This window comes from Phytohabitans kaempferiae (assembly GCF_042433955.1).
GTDB lineage: Bacteria > Actinomycetota > Actinomycetes > Mycobacteriales > Micromonosporaceae > Phytohabitans > Phytohabitans kaempferiae.
Genome location: NZ_JBHLUH010000012.1, coordinates 106,709 through 127,656, shown reverse-complemented (window position 1 = coordinate 127,656; position 20,948 = coordinate 106,709). Strand labels below are relative to the sequence as shown.

The window sequence follows — 20,948 nt, the reverse complement described above, 5'->3', positions numbered from 1 at the left end:
ACCGTGGCACGCTTTCTGATCAAGCGGTTGCTCTCCGCGACGCTCACCCTCTTCGCGATCAGCGTGGTCAGCTTCCTGATGTTCTTCGCGCTGCCCCGCGACCCGGTCACCGGCATGTGCCCGAAGAACTGCAACCCCGAGCGGCTGGAACGGGTGCGGGAGGAGCTGGGGCTGCGCGACCCGAAGATCGAGCAGTACGTCGCGTACATGAAGGGAATCGTCGTCGGGCGCGATCTCGGCAGCGCCCAGGGCGGCCGGTGCGACGCGCCCTGCCTCGGATACTCGTACGTCAACAGCGAGGCGGTCACCGACACGCTGGCCCGCGTACTCCCGGTCACGCTGAGCATCGTGATCCCGGCCGCGATCCTGTGGCTGGCGCTGGGCGTGGGGCTCGGCGTGATCTCGGCGCTCAAGCGGGGTACGTGGGTCGACCGGCTGGCGATCGGCTTCTCGCTGACCGGGGCGTCGCTCCAGCTCTACTTCACCGGCGCGGTGCTGCTGATCGTCTTCGTGTACCAGCTGAAGATCTTGCCCACACCGCACTACACGTCCATATTCGACGATCCCGTCGACTGGGCGAAGGGGTTGGTGCTGGCCTGGGTCGCGCTGGCGTTCCTCTTCTCGGCGATCTACGCGCGGCTGGCCCGGGCACAGATGCTGGAGACGCTCTCGGAAGACTTCGTGCGCACCGCGCGGGCGAAAGGGCTGGCCAAGAAGAAGGTGTACGGCCGGCACGCGCTCCGCGCCGCGATGACGCCCCTGGTCACGATCGCCGGGCTCGACGTCGGCGCGGCGCTCGGCGGCACCGTGATCACCGAGACGACCTTCGGCATCCAGGGGCTCGGCCGCACCGCCGTGTACGCCGTCCGCGGCGGCGACCTGCCCATGATCATGGCGACCGTGCTGATCGCCGCGGTCTTCGTCGTGCTGGCCAACGTCGTGGTCGACCTGCTCTACGCGGCTATCGACCCGCGTGTCCGTCTCCGATAAATTTTACCGTACGGTGACGTGGAAGCTGTAGCTTTCCTTCAAGTTGACGTTTGGGAGGAAACCTATGCGCACACGAGTGGCAGCCGCCCTCGCGCTGGTTTTGGTGGCCGGCGCCTGTAGTGAGACCACCGACGACGGTCCCTCGGTGGACCAGCAGCGCACCGCGACCGGCGTGATCGCGACCGACCCGAAGGACTCGCTCGGCCCGGCGCCGGAGGTGCCCGGCGCGGCCAAGGGAGGCACGTTCACGATCATCCGCGAGGTCAAGATCTCGCACCTCGACCCCCAGCGCGTGTACTCGTTCGCCGGCCTCATGAACGCACCGCTCTACGCCCGCTCGCTGACCACGTGGAAGGACGACGGCAAGGGCAACCTCACGCTGGTCGGCGACTTGGCGGAGACGCCGGGGACCAACGTCAACAACGACTGCAAGGTGTGGGAGTTCAAGGTCAAGGACGGCGTGAAGTTCGAGGACGGGCGCCCGATCACCGCGAAGGAGATCGCGTACGGCATCGCCCGCTCGTTCGACCCCGACCTCACCGGCGGCCCCACGTACGTGCAGGAGTGGCTCGCCGACACCGCCGACTACGACACCAAGTGGGACTTCAAGGCCAACAAGACGTCGCTGCCGCCCGGCCTGACCACGCCGGACGACAAGACGGTGCGGTTCGAGTTCGCCAAGGCGCACTGCGACCTGCCGTTCGCGCTGTCGCTGCCGTCGAGCGCGCCGCTGCCGCCGGACAAGGACACCGGCGTCAACCTGGACAACCAGCCCTTCTCCTCGGGGCCGTACAAGATCACAAAGCACACGCCCGGCGTCGAGCTGGTGCTGGAGCGCAACGAGCACTGGGACCCGGCCACCGACCCGGTCCGCCACCAGTACCCGGACAGGTTCGTGTGGAACTTCGGCCCCGACCCCGCCGCGGGCGCCAACCGCGTGATCGCCGACAGCGGCCCCGACCAGTCCGCGCTCGCGTTCAACGGCGTACCGTCGGCGCTTGTCTCCCAGGTCGCGGGCAACGCGGCGCTCAAGGACCGCTCGGTCATCTCGCCCACGCCCACCGCGTGGCGGCTCACCATCAACACGCAGCGGGTCACCGACCTCTCCGTACGCCAGGCGCTCAACTACGCGATCGACCGTGACGGGTTCATCAAGTCGATCGGTGGCGAGACGGTGGCGTCCCCGCTCACCACGCTCATGCCGCCGGCCACGATCGGCTACCAGAAGTACGACGCCTACCCGGCCGGTCCCAGCGGCAACGTGGAGAAGAGCAAGGAGCTGCTCGCCGGCAAGACCCCCGAACTCGTACTCGGCGTGGGCGACGACTCGGTCGAGTTGGGTACGCAGCTCAAGGGCAACCTGGAGAAGGCCGGCTTCAAGATCACGGTGAAGACCATCCCGGCCGACGCCAAGCTCGACGAGACCAAGAAGAAGGACAACCCCTGGGACCTGTACCTCGACTCGTGGGCCGCCGACTGGCCCAGCGGCGCCTCGATCCTGCCGGTCCTCTTCGACGGGCGCTCGATCAAGGCTGAGGGCAACAGCAACACGTCGTACCTCAACGACGACGCCATCAACGCCGAGTTCGACCGTGTGCTCGCCATGGACCCGGCCGCACAGGCCACCGAGTGGGCCAAGCTCGACGAGCGGATCATGAAGGAGCTGGCCCCCGCCGTCCCGATGTACGTCGAGGTCGCCTACTACCTGCACGGCTCCAAGGCCGGCGGCGTCTTCATCTCCAGCGTGTTCGGCTACCCGGCCTTCGTGAACGCCTTCGTCAAGCAGTAACTCCCCCACCCCCCGGCGCGAGCCCGTACCGGAAGTCCGGTGCGGGCTCGCGCTACATGTTGCGGCGGAGGAAGTCCAGCTCAACCCGGAGCAGTTGCTCGGCCACGCCACCGGCGGCCATGTGCGTCGCGCCGGTCAGCGGGATCACCGAGTGGGGGCGGCCGGATGCCAGCAGCGCCGCGGAGAGGCGGAGCGTGTGGGCGGCTACGACGTTGTCGTCGGCCAGGCCGTGGATCAGCAGCAGCGGACGGGCGTCGTGAGCGGGCTCGGCGGCCAGCTCGATGAGTGAGTGGTGGGCGTAGACGTCGGCGTTTTCGCTCGGCAGGCCGAGGTAGCGCTCGGTGTAGGCGGTGTCGTACAGGTGCCAGTCGGTCACCGGGGCGCCGGCGATGCCGCAGCGGAAGATCTCCGGCCGGCGCAGGATCGCCAGGCCGGCCAGCCAGCCGCCGAACGACCAGCCGCGGATCGACACGCGCTCCAGGTCGAGGTCGGGGTGCTTGTCGGCGAGTGCGGCCAGCGCGTCGACCTGATCGGTGAGGGCCACGTCGGCCACGCGGCGGTGGATCACCTTCTCGAACGAGGGGGCGACGCCAGGAGTACCCCGATTGTCGACAGTGACCACCGCGAACCCGGCGTCCGCCCACCACTGCCGCTCGAGCCACCTCGACCGCGCGGACAGGACCTCCTGGTGGCCGGGGCCGCCGTAGACGTCGAGCAGTACGGGCAGGCGGCGGCCGGTCACGTGGTTGCGGGGGTACAGGACGGCGGCGGGGAGGCGGCGATCGGCGACCCGCTCCAGGACCGGGCGGGGTGAGTACGGCGGCTTGGCGGCGTGCGAGGTGATCCCGGCGACCTGCTTGCCGGCGCGCCACACCGTCCACTGCGTGCCGGCCCGGTCGAGCGAGGCGGAGCCGACCACCAGCACGTCACCACCGACCGCGCCCATGTGCCAGCCGGGCGCGCTGGTGAGCGGGCGGATCTCGGCACCGCCAGCGCCGATCGCGGTGCGTACGCGGAAGAGGTGCTGCTCGCTCGGCTCGCCCTCACTCGCCTCGACGAGCAGGTCGGGCGAGCCCGCGCCGGCGCCGGCGGACATGCGGCCGACGACGCGGCGCACGTACAGCGAGGGCGGGGTGAGCAGCGTGCCGTCGGCGAAGAGGCACCGGGCGTCGTATCCGTCGTGGGCCAGCTCGCCGCCGACCAGCACGCGCCCGTCGGGCAGGTGGCTGGGCGTGCCGGCGACGGGCTCGACCCAGCGCGGGTCGGCCAGCTCGGCGTGCACCTGGGTCTCGCCCGTGCGGGGGTCGACCGAGAGCACGAGCCCGTGCTGCTGGAGGCGGCGCAGCACGGTGATCAGCGGGCCGCCCTCGGCCCAGTGGACCGACACCAGGTAGGGGTAGGTCTCCCGGTCCCAGTGCACGTCGACCCAGCCGCCGTCGAGGTCGAGCAGGTGGAGGGTGACCTCGGCGTTGGCCGCCCCCGCGTACGGGTAGGCCACGCTGGTCGGCGCCACCTCCGGGCGGGCCGGGTCGTGCAGGTGCCAGCGGGGCACGCGGGACTCGTCGACCCGCGCGGCAAGGATGCACCGCCCGTCGGGCGCCCACCAGAAGCCGCGGTAGCGCCCCAGCTCCTCCGCCGCGATGAACTCGGCGAGCCCCCAGGTGACGTCACCGTCCTCGCCGGCCAGCAGCGCGTCGGTGCCGTCGGGGTGGATCACGTGAAGGTTGCCCGACGTCACGTACGCGATGCGGCGCCCCTGCGGGTCGGGGCGGGGGTCGACGACCGGGCCGGCCGTCGCGACCTCGACCACGTCACCGGCGACCAGGTCGGCGCGGAAGAGGCGACCGCCGAGCGGGAACGACGCGACCCGCGCGGCGGGGTCGGTCGCGTACGACCCGATGCCGCTCGCCGAGAGGCGCAGCCGCTCGCGCAGCGCCCGCTCCTGGGCGGGCAGGTCGTCTGGGGCGTCGGCGAGCAGCACCGCCGGATCGGCGATCAGCCGCTCGGTCGCGGTGCCCACGTCGAACACCCACAGGGCGTCGGCGGGGTCCTCCGGGCCCGACGAGCGCAGAAAGACGACCCGCGAGCCGTCGCTCGCGACTGTCACGGCCCGCGGCGCTCCGCGGGTGAACCTCCGGGTACGGGCGGCCAGCTCCGGGTACTCCACCACCGGATCGTAAATCCGGGTGATTGGTCAGCCCGACCGTGTTCGGCGTGTCCGCACGTGAAACGCCATATCCGGGTGGTGACGTGGCAGACGATGGGGGAGGGCACGCCGCGTAGAGTGGCCCGCGTGAGTGAGCCAGAAGGCACGGCGGCGCGACGACTCATGCTGGTCCACGCCCACCCCGACGACGAGACGGTCGGCACCGGCGCGACCATGGCCCACTACGCCGCCCAGGGCGCCCAGGTCACGCTCGTGACGTGCACGCTCGGCGAAGAGGGCGAGATCCACGTGCCCGAGCTCGCGCGGCTGGCCGCGTCCGAGGCCGACCAGCTGGGCGGCTACCGGCTGGCCGAGCTCGACGCCGCGTGCGCCGCCCTCGGCGTCACCGACCACCGCTTCCTCGGCGGCGCCGGGCGCTACCGCGACTCCGGGATGGCCGGCCTGGAGACCAACAAGCACCCCCGCTGCTTCTGGCAGGCCGATCTCGACGAGGCCGCCGCCCTGCTGCTGGAGATCATGCGGGAGACCCGCCCGCAGGTGCTGATCACGTACGACGAAAATGGCTTCTACGGCCACCCCGACCACATCCAGGCGCACCGGGTCGCGATGCGGGCGGCCGAGCTGGCCACCGCCGAGGGCTTCGGGCCCGCCAAGATCTACTGGACCGCGGTGCCGAGGAGCGTTCTCGAGGCGGGCATCAGCGCGTTCGCGCAGTCGAGCGACAACCCGTTCGCCGGCCTTGAGCAGGTGGACGACTTCCCGTTCGGCACGCCCGACGACCTGGTCACGGCCCGGGTCGACGCCACCGACCAGCACGACGCCAAGGTCGCCGCGATGCGGGCCCACGCGACCCAGATCCCGGAGACCTCCTGGCTGTACTCGATCGCGGGCAACTTTGGCAGTGAGTTCATGGGCGTGGAGTACTACACACTGGCCTCCGGCGAGCGCGGACCCGGCGACGGCCCGCACGGCTGGGAGAGCGACCTCTTCGCCGGCCTGCCGTCATGAGCATCCGCTCTCGTCCGAGGTCCCGGTGACGGCGACGGTGTCCAGCGCGAGCAGCCCACCGAGCGCCGGCCTGCCCGGCGACGGCACCGAGCCGGCCCCGGGCGGCGTCGCCGCGCCGGTCGAGACGCCACCGGCCGAGCCGCGCCCGCCCTCCCGCCACAGCTGCATGGCCCAGACCGGGCTGCGGGTCGCCGGCGGGGTGATCGCGGTGGTCGCCGCGTTCGCCTCCGCCCTGGGCGAGCTCATCCTGGCGCCGCTCCGCGTGGGCGGCCACCTGATCGGCGTGGCCGTGATCGCGGCCGTGGTGGTCAACTACGCGCTTGGCTGGTTCGCGTACACGACCGTGGGGCGCAAGTGGGCCGTCGCGCTCCCCGCCACCGCCTGGCTCGTGCTCATGTTGGCAGCCTCGGGTCGCACGACCGAGGGCGACCTGCTGCTGGTCGGGCCGCAGGGCGACGCGCTGGTCGATCGCAACAGCTGGGTCGGCGTCAGCATGATCCTGGCCGGCTCGATCGCTTTCGCGGCGGTCGCGTTCCGCCTGATCCTCTCCCAGCCGCCGCACTCCGCCCCGAGGCTGTGACCGGAGACACCTTCCGCACTACTCTTCTCAGGCGAGGAAGTTCACCTGTTGTTGGGGAGGGTGTGCGATGAAGGACCGTTGGCTGCCGGTCGGCGTGCTCGCGGGTGTGCTGTTCGCGGTCAACGTGGCGGCGCGCCTGGTCGCCCGCCTCGGATTCAACGAAGACGGCGAGGCGCAGGATCGCATCTCGCTGGGCATGTTCGTGGCGCTCGGGCTGATCCTGGCGGTCACGGCGTTCCTCTGGGGGCGCCGCAGCCCGGCCGGGCGGTGGATCGCCGACATCGGTGCGGCCGCGATCGTCGCGATGCTGCTGACGATCCTGGTGGGTCCGTTCGTCAGCGGCGACACTCCGTTCGAGAGCGGTGCCGGCGACTTCTTCGCGCAGATCTGGCTCTACGGCGCCTTCGCGATCGGCGGCTCGCTGGTCGGCTTCCTGATCCTGGTGACGCTCGGGCTCGACTACCGCTCGCAGGGGCTCAAGCGCTACGCCGAGGCGAAGATGGCCAAGCCTCGTCGCGTGGTGCGTCGCTAGGCCCTAGGGCGTGTCTGGTGGATCTTTGCGGGGCTGCGGCGGGCCCAGACGGCGCCCGGCGGCACCGGACGAAAGGCCACATACAACACCGGTATGCGACCTTCCGCCCGGCACCACCGGACCGCCGCCTGGACCTCGCCTCGCACCCACAAGATCCACCAGACACGCCCTAGGTCGGCCCCAGCCCTGTCGTGAGCGCCTGACCCGCGAGGGGCCTAGCTTGGCTGCGGCCCCTCGCGGGTCAGGTAGCTGTGGTGGGTCGTGAAGCCCAGCTTCGCGTACAGCGCCACCGCCGCCGTGTTGCGCTCCTCTACCTGGAGGAAAGCCCGGCTCACGCCGGACTCGGCGCCCCAGCGGGCGAGCGCGGCCACGACCTCCTGGGCCAGCCCGCCGCGCCGTGCCTCGGGCACCACCTCGATGAGGGCGAGGCCGAGCCAGCGGCCTTCACCGCCGATCGCGCCGCGGCCGACGGCGAGGAGCGTGCCGCCGTCGTCGTACAGGTGGGCGAAACGGACCTGGCGCACGGCGGTGAGGATGTGGCGCGCGGCGTCGGGGAGGCTGCCCTTGCGCCCGGCGGCGATCTCCAGCCAGGCGTCCGAGGGGGTGCGCGTGAGCTCGACCCGGGCCTTGGCCGGCGTGGCGTCGAGGATCGAGCGGAGCGGTGTGGTCTGCACGAGCGTGAGCGGGCGGGCGCTCCAGCCGCGCGCGTCGAGCGCGGCGCCGACCGGGGCGGCGAGCGGGAGGGGCGTGTTGATCAAGGGCTGGGCGCCGCGCCCCAGGTACCACCGCTCGACCGCGTCGATCGCCGCCTCCAGCGGGCGGTCGGGGTCACCGATGGGGAGCGCCGAGTTGGCCCGCCCGGTCCAGCCGTCGGCCGCCCGCAGCAGCCAACCGCCCAGGCTGTCCTGCACCGGCGCCGGCCACACCTCGTTGGCGGCCAACTCCAGGGCGATGACGTCCGTCGCGTTCGGCCGGCGCGTCGGTGGCACTCGCTTCGCGCGGTGAATCTCACTCAGTGGTACGCGCAGCGGCCCCTTCGACGTCGCGATCGTGAGATCGGTCTCGGTGATCTCGACCAACTCGCCGAGCGCGTCCGAGTAGAGGGGTCTATCGTTACGAACACCGACAATTCGCCGCACCACGACCCGGTGTCCCACATCCTGCCGGCGGAGCACCAACCACTCCCTCCAGGGCGAGATACTAGGCCTCTAGGGCGAGATACTAGGCTCCTACTGCCGCGGTCAAAGAGCGGCGTGGCTTGCGGAGAGGATGACCCGTGACCTACATCATCGCCGAGCCGTGCGTTGATCTGCTCGACAAGGCGTGCATCGAGGAGTGCCCTGTCGACTGCATCTACGAGGGCAACCGGATGCTCTACATCCACCCCGATGAGTGCGTTGACTGCGGGGCGTGCGAGCCGGTCTGCCCGGTGGAGGCCATCTTCTACGAAGACGACGTGCCCGAGCAGTGGAAGGACTACACCGCCGCCAACTACGAGTTCTTCGAAGACCTCGGCTCGCCCGGCGGCGCCTCGAAGATCGGCAAGGTGGAAAAGGACGCCGCCTTCGTGGCCGCGCAGCCCCCGCGCGAGACCGAGCACTGAGCGAGCGGCACATGTCCGTCAGCCGCCTTTCCGAGCGGCTGCCCGACTTTCCCTGGGATCTGCTGGCACCGGCCAAGCGGGTCGCCGCCGCGCATCCGGGCGGCCTGGTCGACCTCTCGATGGGCACGCCGGTCGACCCGGTGCCGGCGGTGGTCCGCGCGGCCCTGACCGAGGCGTCAGACTCGCCGGGCTATCCGCTGACGGCTGGCACCCCGGCGCTGCGGGCGGCCATCGCCGAGTGGGCGGCCCGCAACTGCGGTGCCCTCGCCGACGGGCTCGGCGTGCTGCCCACCATCGGCTCGAAGGAGCTGGTGGCGTGGCTGCCCACGCTGCTCGGCATCGGCCCGGGCGACACTGTGGTCATTCCCACCGTGTGCTACCCGACGTACGAGGTGGGGGTGCGCCTGGCCGGTGCCACTCCGGTGCGCACCGACTCGCTCACCTCGCTCGGCCCGGCCCGCGTGCGGTTGGTCTGGGTCAACTCGCCGTCAAACCCGACCGGCCAGGTGCTCCCCGCCGCGCACCTGCGAAAGGTCGTCGAGTGGGCGCGCGAGCGGGGCGCTGTGGTCGCCAGCGACGAGTGCTATCTCACTCTCGGCTGGGAGTCGACGCCGATATCGGTGCTCTCGCCGGAGGTCAACAGCGGGCGGCTGGATGGCGTGCTCGCGGTGCACTCGCTCTCCAAGCGCTCCAACCTCGCCGGCTACCGGGCTGGTTTCGTGGCCGGCGACCCGGCGATCGTGTCCGAGCTGCTGGCCGTACGCAAGCACGGCGGCCTGATCGTCCCCGCGCCCGTGCAGGCCGCGATGGTCGTCGCGCTGGGTGACGAAGACCACGCGACCGTCCAGCGGTCGGTCTACGCGGCCCGCCGTGGCGTGCTGCGTGACGCGCTGGCCAAGGCCGGTTTCGAGATCGAGCACTCCGGTGCCGGGCTCTACCTGTGGGCGACCCGCGACGAAGACTCGTGGGCCACCGCCGACTGGTTCGCCGAGCGGGGCATCCTGGTCGCGCCCGGCGCCTTCTACGGTCCGGCCGGCGAGCGGCACGTGCGGGTCGCGCTCACCGCCACCGACGAGCGAGTCGCGGCCGCCGTCGAGCGACTGGAAATCTGAGTCAATTTCGCGTCCGCTGGTTGTCGCGGCCCGTCCGCAGGTTCGGCGATAACGCGCCCGTGATCGGCTGAAAAGCATAGTCCGCGGACTATGGCGTACCGCTTCGGCGACTGGTAGAACGTTCAACGGACCCGTCGTGGCGGTCCAATCGCGTCGCTGGCCGCGAAGGGGAGGCTCGTGTCAGCTCGACGAGTCATGACCTGCTACGGGCTGTGGATGACGGCCCTGGGCGCTGGCGCGTTCGCGTTGCCATCGCTGCACCTCTATTTTTGGGCAGCGATCGGCGCCAGCAGTGTCGTGGCGGTCGTCGTCGGTGTCGCTCGATACCAGCCGAGGCGCCGGTTTTCGTGGTGGTTTCTCGCCGGTGGCCTGGCCGTTTTCGCCGCCGGCGATCTCGTATTCAATATCGGTGCGCGCACGGGCAACCCGCCGCTTCTGGCCGACATTCTTTACCTGAGCGTCTTTCCGTTGGTCGTGGGCGGCTATTACGGCTTCACCCGGGCCAGCCTCACGATCCGCGACCGGTCACGGATGCTCGACCTGCTCGTCTTCGCCGCTGCCGGCGCGATGGTGCTCTGGGTCTTCGTGGTCGGGCCCGACCTCACCTCGCCAGCGGTGAACTCGTTCGAAAAGTCGACGCTGGCCGCGTACGCGCTGGGCAACCTGCTCGTCTTCGCCATCACCGTGCGCCTCTTCGCCACCTACCAGCGCACCGTCTCGGTGGTGCTGCTCGCGGTGGGCTCGGCGGGCGTGTTCGCGGCCGACGTCTTCTACGGTCTGACCACTTTGGACGGTGCATACCGCAACGCCGGCCCGATCGACATCGGCTGGTGGGTCTTCTACACAGCCTGGGGCGCGGCCGCGCTGCATCCGTCGATGACCGGGCTGACCGCGCCGGTCGACGCGCGGCGTGGCGAGATCAAGACGACCTGGCTGGCGCTGCTCGGCTTGGCGACGCTGGTGCCGCCGGGCGCGCTGCTGGTGCAGGCGATGACCGGCGAGATCCGGGATGCCTCGCTGATCGCGGTCACCTCCGGCGTGGTCTTCATCGTCGTGCTGAGCCGGCTGACCGACTCGATCTTCGCGCACCGCCACTCGGTCGGCCGCGAGCGGGGCATGCGCGAGTCGGTCGCGGCGCTGGTCTCGGCCACCGACGCGGGCGAGGTCAACCGGGCCGTACGCGCGGCGGTCGCCCGCCTCATCCCGCCAGACACCGGATACCGGGTCGTTTTCGCGGTGCACCACTCCGACGGCGTGCCGGCCACGGCGATCAGCATCTGGGGCCCGACGGTCGTACCGCCGGGGTCGCCACACGACGCGCGCGGTGCGGCCGCCGCCCGGCGTACACGCGTGCTGCGCGTACGGATGCTGCATCCGGCGCTGGCCGAGCAACTGGGCGGCTTCGAGTGCGCGGTGATGTGCCCGCTGGTGCTCGACTCGCCGGCCGGTGGCGCGCCCCGCGTGGGCGCGCTTATCGTTTCCGCCGAGGCGGGCGTCCTCGACAGCCTTCGCGACGCGCTGGAGGTGCTGGCCGGGCAGGCCGCGCTGGCGTTGCAGCGGATCGCGCTGAGCGACGAGGTCAACCGGCGGCAGAGCGAGGCGTACTTCCGCACGCTCGTGCAGAGCACCGCCGACGTGATCCTGATCGTGGGCGACGACGACTCGATCAAGTACGCCAGCCCTTCGACCGCCGCGGTGCTCGGCGTCGACCCGGCCGACTGCACCACGCTCTCGGCGGTGATCCATCCCGACGACCGGGCGGCGGTGCGGCAGACGCTCGACCTCGCCCGCTCCGGCCAGGCGCCGGCCAGCGAGTGGACACAGTGGAGCCTCCAGCATCCCGGCGGCAGCCGCGTGCAGGTCGAGGTGAGCTGCCGTGACCTGCGGCGTGACCGCACCGTACGCGGGCTCGTGGTCACCATGCGCGACGTCACCACGCGCGATCGGCTGGAGCGGGAGCTGAGCCACCGGGCGCTGCACGACGCGCTGACCGGGCTGCCCAACCGCGTGCTCTTCCACGACCGCGTACGCGAGGCGCTCGCCCAGGCGCCAGAGGCCGGCGGCGAGGTGGCCGTGCTGCGGGTCGACCTCGACGACTTCACCATGATCAACGACACCTCTGGCCACGCGGTCGGCGACGAGCTGCTGACCGCGGTGGGCCAGCGGATCGCGGCGGCGGTCGGCGAGCGGCACACGGTGGCGCGCGTGGGCGGCGACGAGTTCGCGGCGGTGGTCGACGGTGTCGCCGACCCCGTGGCGGCCGAGCAGGTCGCCGCCGACGTGCTGGCGGCGCTGGCCCAGCCGTTCCGGCTCAGCGACACCGCGGTCAGTGTCTCGGCCAGCCTGGGCCTCGCCACCACCGCCGACGCGTCCGATGTAGACGATCTGATCCGCCAGGCCGATCTCGCGCTGCGCCTCGCCAAGGGGGCGGGCAAGGGTCGGTGGCGTCGCTACCAGGCCGCACTGCACACCGCCGTGCTCCAGCGGATCGAGATGCGGGCGGCGCTGGAGCAGGCGGTCACCGACCTCAACTTCACCGTGGCCTACCAGCCCATCGTCGCCGTCGAGAGCGGCGACACGGTCGGCTTCGAGGCGCTGGTGCGCTGGCGCCATCCGACGCTGGGCCTGGTCTCGCCCGACGAGTTCATCGACGTGGCCGAGGAGAGCGGGCTGATCGAGCCGATCGGCGACTGGGTCCTCCAGCAGGCGATCACGGCGGCGACCACGTGGCCCGGCACGCCGTACGTCAGCGTCAACGTCTCGGCCCGCCAGTTCCGGGCCACGTGCTTCGTCGACAAGGTACGCAAGGCGCTGGCCGACGAGGGCCTGCCGCCGGAGCGGCTGATGCTGGAGATCACCGAGCGGCTGCTGCTCCGCGACGACGAGCAGGTGTGGCTCGACCTGACCGGGCTGCGCGAGATGGGCGTGCGCATCGCGATCGACGACTTCGGCACGGGCTTCTCCTCGCTGAGCTACCTCCAGCAGGTGCCGATCGACGTACTGAAGATCGACAAGACCTTCACCGCCACCGTCGCCTCCTCTGCCCGGCAACAGGCCATTGTGGACGGCATCGTGCGGCTCGCCCAGACGCTCAGCCTCGAAGTCGTCGCGGAGGGAATCGAGACCGAGGCCGACCGCGACCTGCTGCGGGTCATCGCCTGCCCGTACGGCCAGGGCTACCTCTATTCCCAGCCGCTCGCGCCCGACGAGGTCGACGGTTGGCTGCGCTTCGAGCGCGACACCGCCAGCGCCGAGATCGCCGCCATCACACCGAGCTAGGGCCTTCGATCCAGACCAAGATCTGGGCTACCGCGATTCCCGTCGTGGTCCGGACCGCCGCTCCCGCTGTCTCGCCCTCCGCGTCCACACGACCCCGCCCCGGCCGTGCCTCCTCGAAATGGCGGCCCGCCCCTCAGCCCGGCTCCGCCGACCCGGTGTCGCCGGTCGTCTCGGCGACGATCCGCTCGGCGATCTCGCGGAGGGTCAGCTCGTGTGTGGCCGCCGCCTCCTGGAGCCAGGTGAAGGCGTCCGGCTCGGCCATCCCGCGCTCCGTGATCAGCTTGGCCTTCGCCCGCTCCACCACGGTATGGGTGAGCAGCCGCTCGGCGAGCGTCGACGCCTCGGCCTCCAGCGCGTTCAGCTCGGTGAAGCGGGAGAGCGCGACGGCGATGGCCGGGCCCAGCTCGTCCTTCTGGAACGGCTTCAGGAGGTAGGCCATCGCACCCGCCTCCCGTGCCCGCTCGACCAGGTCACGCTGGCTGAAGCCGGTCAGGATGATCACGGGGGCGAGGCGGGACCCGGCGACCCGCTCGGCCACGGCGATACCGTCCATGATGGGCATCTTGATGTCGACGATCACCAGATCGGGCCGCAGCTCCTCGGTGAGCTCGATCGCGGTGCGCCCGTCGCCGGCCTGGCCGATGACCTCGTAGCCCTCTTCCAGCAGCATCTCCGCCAGATCCAGCCGGATGATCGCCTCGTCTTCGGCGATGACCACGCGGCGGCGCGGCTCGGCGGCACGCGCGTTGGTGCGGGGTGGCACGGCGTCCAGTGCGGGGTCGAGCCGGCCCCCCTCGTCGTCCCTCATGGCCGTCCTCGCTGTGTCGCGGGCGGCCATGAGGCTCCATCCGCGCTGAGCCTGAGGAGTGGCTCGCTTCGCTCGCTCATGGCTGTCCTCGCTTCGCTGTGGGGCGCGCACGAGGCGCCGAACGCGTCGCGCTCGCTCATGACGCACCTCCCTCCGGCGACCCCGATCCGTCCATCATGGGCGCAAGGCGTTGGCGCAGCCGCGGCAGGGCCTGACGTAGGCCCGCCCGCACGGCAGCGGTGCTCGCGCTCAGCGGGTGCGCGATCTCCACCGCCGAGATCCCTTGTAGTGCCCGGCACCGGGTCTCACTCGCCATGCGAGACCGCACCGACACACTCGGATGACCACAGTGTCCGGCCTGGCCTGCGCGGCCACCATCGCCTGACGAGTCGCCATCACGACAGCGGCCCGGACCAGCACCGCCGCCACCATCTCGATCAGTGTCCGCACCAGCCAGAAGCCCCAAAACCAAGCACGATCGGCCATTCGCGTCAGCGCGGTGCCGCGATTCGGTCGCTGCGATTGCGGGGCTGCGCAATACATACCCGGTATGCAACCATGGCTTCAATCGAAACGGGGCTAGACGTCTATATAGACGTCTATTAAGGAGGTTGCGTTGCAACTCCGAAGAAGATTCCTCGCCACGGCACTCGCCACCGGGCTCGTTCTCGGTGGTGCGCAGGCTGGCTGGGCGGCGCCGCGAGGTGCCGACTCGGCCGGCCTGGCCGCTCGATCGGCCAAGGGCGTCACCGTGACGCTGCTGACCGGCGACCGCATCACGCTCGCGTCGGCTGTGGCCGGCGCCGTCGCGGTCCAGCCCGGCGAAGACCGCGAGGGGGTTCGGTTCGCGGTGCGCCGCGACCGCGACTCGCTCTACGTGATCCCGAGCGACGCCGAGCCGCTCATCCGCTCCGGCAAGCTCGACCGGCGCCTCTTCGACGTGCGCGGGCTGATCCGCGCCGGCTACCACGACGGGGTGCGCGACACGCTGCCGCTGCTGGTGCGATACGGCGCGGCCAACGCCCGCTCCGCCGCCGGCACGCTGTCGGCCGCGGGCGCCGCGGTCACCTGGCCGCTGTCGGTTGTGGACGGTGCCGCGGTGGCCGCCCGCAAGGACAGCGCGCCACGGCTGTGGTCGACGGTGGCGAGAGGCGGCTTCGACAAGATCTGGCTCGACGGCAAGCGTGAGATCTCGCTCGACACGAGCGTGCCGCAGATCGGCGCGCCGGCCGCGTGGGAGGCCGGCTACACGGGCCGGGGCGTGACCGTCGCGGTGCTGGACACCGGCGTCGACACGGCACACCCCGACCTGGCCGGCAAGGTGTCCGAGGCGCGCAACTTCAGCGAGGCGCCAGAAGGCGGTGACACGATCGGCCACGGCACGCACGTCGCCGCCACGATCGCGGGCAGCGGTGCGGCCTCCGGCGGGAAGTACAAGGGCGTCGCGCCGGACGCCGAGCTGATCTCCGGCAAGGTCTGCGAGAGCAACTTCTGCACCGAGTCCGCGCTGCTGGCCGGCATGGAGTGGGCAGCCGAGGAAAAGGGCGCCAAGGTCGTCAACATGAGCATCGGCGGCTTCGACACGCCGGAGATCGACCCGCTGGAAGAGGCGGTCAACACGCTCACCGCCGAGCACGGCACGCTCTTCGTGATCGCGGCCGGCAACAGCGGCTCCTCCGACGGCACGGTCGAGTCGCCGGGCAGCGCGGAGGCGGCCCTCACGGTGGGCGCGGTCGACAAGTCCGGCGAACTGGCCGACTTCTCCAGCCGCGGCCCGCGCCTCGGCGACGAGGGCCTGAAGCCCGACATCACCGCGCCCGGCGTCGACATCGTCGCCGCTCGGGCCGCCGGCACCGCGATGGGCGACCCGGTCGACGAGCACTACACGAGCGCGTCCGGCACCTCGATGGCCACGCCACACGTCGCCGGCGCGGCCGCGCTCGTGGCCCAGCGGCATCCCGACTGGTCGGCTGGCCGTCTCAAGTCGACACTCGTGGCCTCGGCCAGGCCCAACCCGTCGCTCACGGCGTACCAGCAGGGCGCTGGCCGCGTCGACGTGGGCCGCGCCATCACGCAGGCGGTGACCACCGACCCGGTCGGGGTCTCCTATGGACGGCCGTTCTGGCCGCACGATGACGACGAGCCGGTCGACAAGACGATCACCTACCACAACGGCGGCACCGCCGACGTGACGCTCGACCTGGCCGTCTCCGCCCTCGGGCCGGATGGCGAGCCGGCGCCGGCCGGGCTGTTCACGCCGAGCGCGACCTCGCTCACCGTGCCGGCCGGCGGCCAGGCGCAGGTGACCGTCACCGCCGACACGCGCGTCGCGGGGCCCGACGGCCTTTACTCCGGACACCTGGTCGCCACCGGTGGCACCACCGAGGTGCGCACGCCGGTCGGCGTGCACAAGGAGGTGGAGAGCTACAACGTGACGGTGTCCCTGGTCGACGCCAACGGCCAGCCGTCGGTGGACGGTTCAGGACTGCTGCTCGGCCTCGACAAGTTCCGCACGTACGACCTGTACGACCCGGGCGGCACGGCGACCGTCCGCGTGCCGAGGGGGAGCTACAACCTCTCCGCCTACCTCCGCACACCGCGCACCGAGGAGTCCTCGGACGTATCGTTCCAGGTCCGGCCGGTGTTCGAGGTGACGGCGGATGTCGCGGTGACGCTCGACGCCCGTGACGGCGAGCCGGTGTCCACGACGGTGCCGGAGCCCTCGGCCACGCCCGCGCTGATCGACGTCACGTTCTCGCACGAGACGCCGGAGGCCGGCTACGGCGTGGGGGTCATCGCCGACACGTTCGAGGGGCTCACCACCGCGCACATCGGGCCGCCGGCCGGCGAGGCCTTCACCTCGTACGTCGCCAGCCAGTGGGCAAAGGGCAACGGGGAGGGAGACTTCCGCGACTCGCCGTACTTCTACGCCATCGCGGAGGGCTTCAGCGGGCGGCTGCCGACCGGATACACCAAGCACGTGCGCAAGGGCGAGCTGGCGACGGTGCGGCAGGACTTCGGCACGGCGGCGGACGGGCTGTTCGGCGAGCGCCTGCTCTTCCCGGTGCTGGCGCCGAACACGGGCTCGTCGGCCCGGGCCATCCCCACCGAACTTCCCGGCAAGCGTGTGGAGTACCTGTACACCAAGGGCGTGCGCTGGTCGCCGGAGCTGTGGATCAGCAAGCCGAGCGAGGATCCGGAGGGCTTCCCGGAGCCGCAGGAGTACTTCTTCCAGGCGCCGGTGCAGTACCGGCCGGGCAAGCAGTACACCGACACGTGGCACACCGGCCCCTTCGGCCCGGTGCTGCCGCTGCCCGAGTCGGGGGTCAGCCGCACCGGTGACCTGATCATCGTCGACGTGTCGCTTTACGGCGACCGTGCCGGCCACGTCGGCTACTCGTGGACCGACACGTCCCGCACCGCGCTGTACCGCAACGGCGAGCTTGTCGGCGAGACCGACTGCTCGGCGTGCGGCGTCTTCGAGGTGCCGCCCAGGAAGGCCGGCTACCGGCTGGAGGTCGCGGACACGCGGAGCGTCGGGGACCTGACGACCGAGGTGCGCGGCGTGTGGACGTTCCGGTCCGGGCACGTGCCGGGCGAGGACGTCGTGGCCAAGCTGCCGCTGTCGGTGGTGCGCTTCGCGCCACGGCTGGACGCCGACAACGCCGCTCCCGCCGGCCGGCGGTACGAGATACCGGTCACTGTGCAGCGGCAGCCGGGGGCGCCGGACGGCAAGGTCACCTCGCTGACCGTCGACGTGTCGTACGACGACGGGAAGAGCTGGCAACGGGCATCGCTGCGGCGCGGTGGTGACGGCTGGGTCGCCTCGGTACGGCATCCGGGCGCGGCCGGGTTTGTGTCGCTGCGCGCCGCCTCGACCGACTCGGGCGGCAACACGGTGACGCAGACGGTTGTGCGCGCGTACCGCCTGCGATGAGATCCGAGGGGTGGGCCGCCACGGCGGCCCACCCCGCCGGGGCCTCAGTCGTTGACGTGCAAGGCGGCGTTGAGTTCGACGCCGGTGCCCTTGCGCGGGCGGGCCTCCAGCGCGCCGGTGACCGAGTTGCGGAGGAAGAGCAGGCCGGGCTGGCCGGAGAGCGCAACCGCCTTGACGATCTCGCCCGTGTGGAGCGTCACCTTGGAGCCGGCGGTCACGTAGCAGCCGGCCTCCACGACGCAGTCGTCGCCGAGCGAGATGCCGACGCCCGCGTTGGCCCCGATGAGGCAGCGCTCGCCGATGCGGATGCGCTCCTTGCCGCCGCCGGAGAGCGTACCCATGATGGAGGCGCCGCCGCCCACGTCGGAGCCGTCGCCGACGACGACGCCCGCGCTGATCCGGCCCTCCACCATCGAGGCACCGAGCGTGCCGGCGTTGAAGTTGACGAAGCCCTCGTGCATGACGGTCGTGCCGGAGGCCAGGTGGGCGCCGAGGCGCACGCGGTCGGCGTCGGCGATCCGCACGCCGGCGGGCACCACGTAGTCGATCATGCGGGGAAACTTGTCGAGCCCGTAGATGGTCAGGTGGCGGCCGGCGGAGCGCTCGATCAGCCGCAGCTCGTCGACCCAGTCGGGCGGGCAGGGGCCGGCCGAGGTCCACGCCACGTTGGGCAGCACGCCGAAGATGCCGTCCAGGTTGATGTCGTTGGGCCGCACCTGCCGGTGGGAGAGCAGATGGAGCCGGAGGTACGCGTCGGCGGTGTCCTTCGGCGGGTCTTCCAGCGAGCCGATCTCGGTGCGGACCGGCACGGTGCGCAGCAGCGGGAGCGACCGGTCGCCCACGACAGTGACCGGCGTCTCGTCGGCCGGTGCGACGCCCAGACCCAGCTTGTCCGCCGGGTACCAGGCGTCGAGCACCTGGTCATCGGTCGTGACGGTGGCAAGTCCGAGGCCCCAGGCCGGCAAGCTTTGCATGACGAAAAGGTACCGTGCCTGACATGGCGAACCCGCTCACCCCCGACGTCATGGCCGACCCGGTCGCGCTCACCCGCGCGCTGGTCGACATCGAGTCCGTCTCTCTCCAGGAGAAGGAGATCGCCGACTGCGTGGAGGAGGTGTTGCGCGCCGCGCCCCACCTCTCCGTGTGGCGGCACGGCAACACGGTGATGGCCCGCACCGACCTCGGTCGATCGCAGCGGGTCGTGCTCGCCGGGCACCTCGACACCGTGCCGATCAACGACAACTTCCCCGCCACGATCCAGGGCGACCTCATCTACGGCTGCGGCACCTCGGACATGAAGGCGGGCGTGGCGTTCGCGCTGCACCTGGCGGTGAGCGTGCCCGAGCCGCGGTTCGACGTGACGTACTTCTTCTACGAGGCGGAAGAGGTCGACTCCCAGTACAACGGGCTCAACCTGATCGCCGGCGCGCATCCGGAGTGGCTGGCGGCCGACTTCGCGGTGCTGCTCGAGCCGACGTACGGCGTGGTCGAGGCGGGCTGCCAGGGCACGATGCGGGCGGTCGTCCGGGCCACCGGGCGGCGGGCGCACTCGGCGCGCTCGTGGCGGGGCGTCAACGCGATCCACGCGGCCGGCGAGGTGCTGCGGCGGCTTGAGGCGTACGAGCCGCGGACCGTGCCGATCGACGGATGCACATACCGGGAAGGGCTCAACGCCGTACGCATCCGCGGCGGCGTCGCCGGCAACGTGGTGCCCGACCTGTGCGAGGTCGAGGTCAACTACCGCTTCGCGCCGGACCGGAGTGAGGCCGAGGCGCACGCGCACGTGCGGGAGGTCTTCGCCGGCTTCGAGGTGGAGGTGGTCGACTCGTCCAGCGGCGCGCTACCCGGGCTCACCGCGCCCCCCGCGCGGGAGTTTCTGGCGGCCGTCGGCGAGGCGCCGGTGGCGAAGCTCGGCTGGACGGATGTGGCACGCTTCGCCGCACTGGGCATCCCAGCGCTCAACTTCGGCCCCGGCGATCCCAACCTGGCGCACGCGCCCGACGAGCACGTCGAGATCGGTAAGATCCGCGACGGCGCGGCGACGCTGCACCGGTGGCTGAGCTAGGCCCTAGGCGGCGTTGACCGGCGAATCCGTATCGGACGTGGCGGCGGCGCGCTGGTTGGCCGCCGAGCGGCGCTCAGCCACGACATCCTGGATCCGGCGCTGCATCTGCCGGCGCAGCCGGATCAGCTCATTGCGGGTCATCACGGTCGTCCCCTCCCCGTTCCGTGGCTACCCAGTATGTGATAGCTATGACGCCCGCGACGCGGGTTTGGTTGCATCACTTAGTACGAGTCTCGGACCACTACGGTTGATCCCATGAACCACATAAACCGCGGCCGCATTCCCGGCCCGGAGCGTCATCGGGGGGCGGTCACGCTGCGTCGTGAGGCAATTCCACGGAGTACGGCGGATGAGCGGCTTCTGGACTCCCGCCAGCGCGGCGAGTGGAAGACGAAGGACGCGTGGCGGGCGCTGCGGATCCTGTCCGAGTTCGTCGAGGGCTTCGACACGCTCGCCGACCTCCCGCCCGCCGTCAGCGTGTTCGGCTCGGCGCGGAGCAAGCCGGACAGCCCCGAGTGCGAGATGGCCCAGCGGCTGGGCGGGGCGCTGGCCCGCGCCGGATACGCGGTGATCACCGGTGGGGGACCGGGCGTGATGGAGGCGGCCAACCGGGGCGCCAACGAGGCCGGCGGGCTCTCGGTGGGGCTCGGCATCGAGCTTCCGTTCGAGCAGGGCATCAACGAGTGGGTCGACATGGGGATCGACTTCCGTTACTTCTTCGCCCGCAAGACGATGTTCGTGAAGTACGCGCAGGCGTTCGTGGTGCTGCCCGGTGGGTTCGGCACGATGGACGAGCTGTTCGAGGCGCTGACGCTGGTGCAGACCGGCAAGGTGACCCGCTTCCCCGTGGTGCTGATGGGGTCGACGTACTGGGAGGGCCTGCTGGAGTGGCTGCGCGGCACCATGGCGGCGGAGAGCAAGATCGGACCGGCCGACCTCGACCTGATGTGCGTGACCGACGACGTCGACGTGGCCGTGCAGCACATCATCGACGCCGACGCCGCGCTCGCGGCCGAGCAGGAGGCGTTGAAGGAGGCCGCGGCCGCACAGGCCGAGGCGAGCGCGGCGGAGGGCTGAC

The 20,948-nt window shown here is 71.3% G+C and carries 16 protein-coding genes; 11 read left to right on the top strand and 5 right to left on the bottom strand.

Going from position 1 to position 20,948, the window contains the following annotated elements; genetic code table 11:
• Positions 1-3: 3 nt before the first annotated feature.
• Both ACFFIA_RS10180 and ACFFIA_RS10175 read left to right on the top strand, forming a co-directional pair.
• Positions 4-990 carry an ABC transporter permease gene (locus ACFFIA_RS10180; RefSeq protein ID WP_377249057.1) on the top strand — a complete coding sequence of 329 codons (987 nt, stop codon included), beginning with the start codon at positions 4-6 and terminating at the stop codon, positions 988-990.
• A gap of 64 nt (positions 991-1,054) precedes the next feature.
• The gene (locus tag ACFFIA_RS10175) at positions 1,055-2,779 is read left to right on the top strand and encodes an ABC transporter substrate-binding protein (protein ID WP_377249054.1); all 1,725 of its coding nucleotides are present in this window, start codon (positions 1,055-1,057) and stop codon (positions 2,777-2,779) included.
• A gap of 52 nt (positions 2,780-2,831) precedes the next feature.
• Here ACFFIA_RS10175 and ACFFIA_RS10170 read toward each other — a convergent pair whose 3' ends face one another.
• Positions 2,832-4,946 (bottom strand): S9 family peptidase, encoded by a 2,115-nt coding sequence (locus ACFFIA_RS10170; RefSeq protein WP_377249051.1) that lies wholly within the window; start codon positions 4,944-4,946, stop codon positions 2,832-2,834.
• 162 nt (positions 4,947-5,108) lie between these two features.
• Here ACFFIA_RS10170 and mshB point away from each other — a divergent pair, with 162 nt between their 5' ends.
• The 3 genes from mshB (at position 5,109) to ACFFIA_RS10155 (ending at position 7,066) form a co-directional block, all read left to right on the top strand.
• Positions 5,109-5,954 carry an N-acetyl-1-D-myo-inositol-2-amino-2-deoxy-alpha-D-glucopyranoside deacetylase gene (mshB, locus tag ACFFIA_RS10165; RefSeq protein WP_377249721.1) on the top strand — a complete coding sequence of 282 codons (846 nt, stop codon included), beginning with the start codon at positions 5,109-5,111 and terminating at the stop codon, positions 5,952-5,954.
• Between the two features lie 166 nt (positions 5,955-6,120).
• Positions 6,121-6,534, top strand: a complete 414-nt coding sequence (locus ACFFIA_RS10160) for a hypothetical protein (RefSeq protein ID WP_377249718.1) — start codon at positions 6,121-6,123, stop codon at positions 6,532-6,534.
• A gap of 67 nt (positions 6,535-6,601) precedes the next feature.
• A complete protein-coding gene (locus ACFFIA_RS10155) occupies positions 6,602-7,066 on the top strand; it encodes a hypothetical protein (protein WP_377249048.1) in 465 nt (154 codons plus the stop codon).
• 215 nt (positions 7,067-7,281) lie between these two features.
• On the opposite strand, the gene ACFFIA_RS10150 is transcribed toward ACFFIA_RS10155, so the two are convergent.
• Complete coding sequence (locus tag ACFFIA_RS10150; RefSeq protein WP_377249045.1) at positions 7,282-8,241, bottom strand: GNAT family N-acetyltransferase; 960 nt, start codon at positions 8,239-8,241, stop codon at positions 7,282-7,284.
• 101 nt (positions 8,242-8,342) lie between these two features.
• Here ACFFIA_RS10150 and fdxA point away from each other — a divergent pair, with 101 nt between their 5' ends.
• From fdxA to ACFFIA_RS10135, 3 genes are all read left to right on the top strand, one after another.
• Positions 8,343-8,669 (top strand): ferredoxin, encoded by a 327-nt coding sequence (gene fdxA, locus ACFFIA_RS10145; protein WP_173039946.1) that lies wholly within the window; start codon positions 8,343-8,345, stop codon positions 8,667-8,669.
• An 11-nt stretch (positions 8,670-8,680) separates the two neighbouring features.
• Positions 8,681-9,781: a succinyldiaminopimelate transaminase gene (dapC, locus tag ACFFIA_RS10140; protein WP_377249042.1), complete on the top strand. Its 1,101-nt coding sequence runs from the start codon at positions 8,681-8,683 to the stop codon at positions 9,779-9,781.
• Between the two features lie 177 nt (positions 9,782-9,958).
• Positions 9,959-13,060, top strand: coding sequence for a putative bifunctional diguanylate cyclase/phosphodiesterase (locus ACFFIA_RS10135; protein WP_377249039.1), 3,102 nt, complete (start codon positions 9,959-9,961; stop codon positions 13,058-13,060).
• Positions 13,061-13,193: 133 nt separating this feature from the next.
• On the opposite strand, the gene ACFFIA_RS10130 is transcribed toward ACFFIA_RS10135, so the two are convergent.
• The gene (locus ACFFIA_RS10130; RefSeq protein WP_377249036.1) at positions 13,194-13,868 is read right to left on the bottom strand and encodes an ANTAR domain-containing response regulator; all 675 of its coding nucleotides are present in this window, start codon (positions 13,866-13,868) and stop codon (positions 13,194-13,196) included.
• Positions 13,869-14,484: 616 nt separating this feature from the next.
• Here ACFFIA_RS10130 and ACFFIA_RS10125 point away from each other — a divergent pair.
• Positions 14,485-17,805: a S8 family serine peptidase gene (locus ACFFIA_RS10125; protein ID WP_377249033.1), complete on the top strand. Its 3,321-nt coding sequence runs from the start codon at positions 14,485-14,487 to the stop codon at positions 17,803-17,805.
• A 44-nt stretch (positions 17,806-17,849) separates the two neighbouring features.
• On the opposite strand, the gene dapD is transcribed toward ACFFIA_RS10125, so the two are convergent.
• Entirely contained in the window at positions 17,850-18,779 is a 930-nt protein-coding gene (gene dapD / locus ACFFIA_RS10120; RefSeq protein ID WP_377249030.1) for a 2,3,4,5-tetrahydropyridine-2,6-dicarboxylate N-succinyltransferase, read from the bottom strand.
• 23 nt (positions 18,780-18,802) lie between these two features.
• Here dapD and dapE point away from each other — a divergent pair, with 23 nt between their 5' ends.
• A complete protein-coding gene (gene dapE, locus ACFFIA_RS10115) occupies positions 18,803-19,870 on the top strand; it encodes a succinyl-diaminopimelate desuccinylase (protein WP_377249027.1) in 1,068 nt (355 codons plus the stop codon).
• A 3-nt stretch (positions 19,871-19,873) separates the two neighbouring features.
• On the opposite strand, the gene ACFFIA_RS10110 is transcribed toward dapE, so the two are convergent.
• Positions 19,874-20,011 carry a hypothetical protein gene (locus tag ACFFIA_RS10110; protein ID WP_377249024.1) on the bottom strand — a complete coding sequence of 46 codons (138 nt, stop codon included), beginning with the start codon at positions 20,009-20,011 and terminating at the stop codon, positions 19,874-19,876.
• Positions 20,012-20,125: 114 nt separating this feature from the next.
• Here ACFFIA_RS10110 and ACFFIA_RS10105 point away from each other — a divergent pair, with 114 nt between their 5' ends.
• The gene (locus ACFFIA_RS10105; protein ID WP_377249021.1) at positions 20,126-20,947 is read left to right on the top strand and encodes an LOG family protein; all 822 of its coding nucleotides are present in this window, start codon (positions 20,126-20,128) and stop codon (positions 20,945-20,947) included.
• The last annotated feature ends 1 nt before the right edge of the window (position 20,948 follow it).

Coding starts and splice junctions, on each gene's coding strand:
- ACFFIA_RS10105 (WP_377249021.1), top strand. CDS start 20,126: ATGAACCACATAAACCGCGGCCGCATTCCCGGCCCGGAGCGTCATCGG.
- dapC (WP_377249042.1), top strand. CDS start 8,681: ATGTCCGTCAGCCGCCTTTCCGAGCGGCTGCCCGACTTTCCCTGGGAT.
- dapD (WP_377249030.1), bottom strand. CDS start 18,779: ATGCAAAGCTTGCCGGCCTGGGGCCTCGGACTTGCCACCGTCACGACC.
- ACFFIA_RS10175 (WP_377249054.1), top strand. CDS start 1,055: ATGCGCACACGAGTGGCAGCCGCCCTCGCGCTGGTTTTGGTGGCCGGC.
- ACFFIA_RS10130 (WP_377249036.1), bottom strand. CDS start 13,868: ATGAGGGACGACGAGGGGGGCCGGCTCGACCCCGCACTGGACGCCGTG.
- ACFFIA_RS10160 (WP_377249718.1), top strand. CDS start 6,121: ATGGCCCAGACCGGGCTGCGGGTCGCCGGCGGGGTGATCGCGGTGGTC.
- ACFFIA_RS10155 (WP_377249048.1), top strand. CDS start 6,602: ATGAAGGACCGTTGGCTGCCGGTCGGCGTGCTCGCGGGTGTGCTGTTC.
- ACFFIA_RS10110 (WP_377249024.1), bottom strand. CDS start 20,011: ATGACCCGCAATGAGCTGATCCGGCTGCGCCGGCAGATGCAGCGCCGG.
- dapE (WP_377249027.1), top strand. CDS start 18,803: ATGGCGAACCCGCTCACCCCCGACGTCATGGCCGACCCGGTCGCGCTC.
- mshB (WP_377249721.1), top strand. CDS start 5,109: ATGCTGGTCCACGCCCACCCCGACGACGAGACGGTCGGCACCGGCGCG.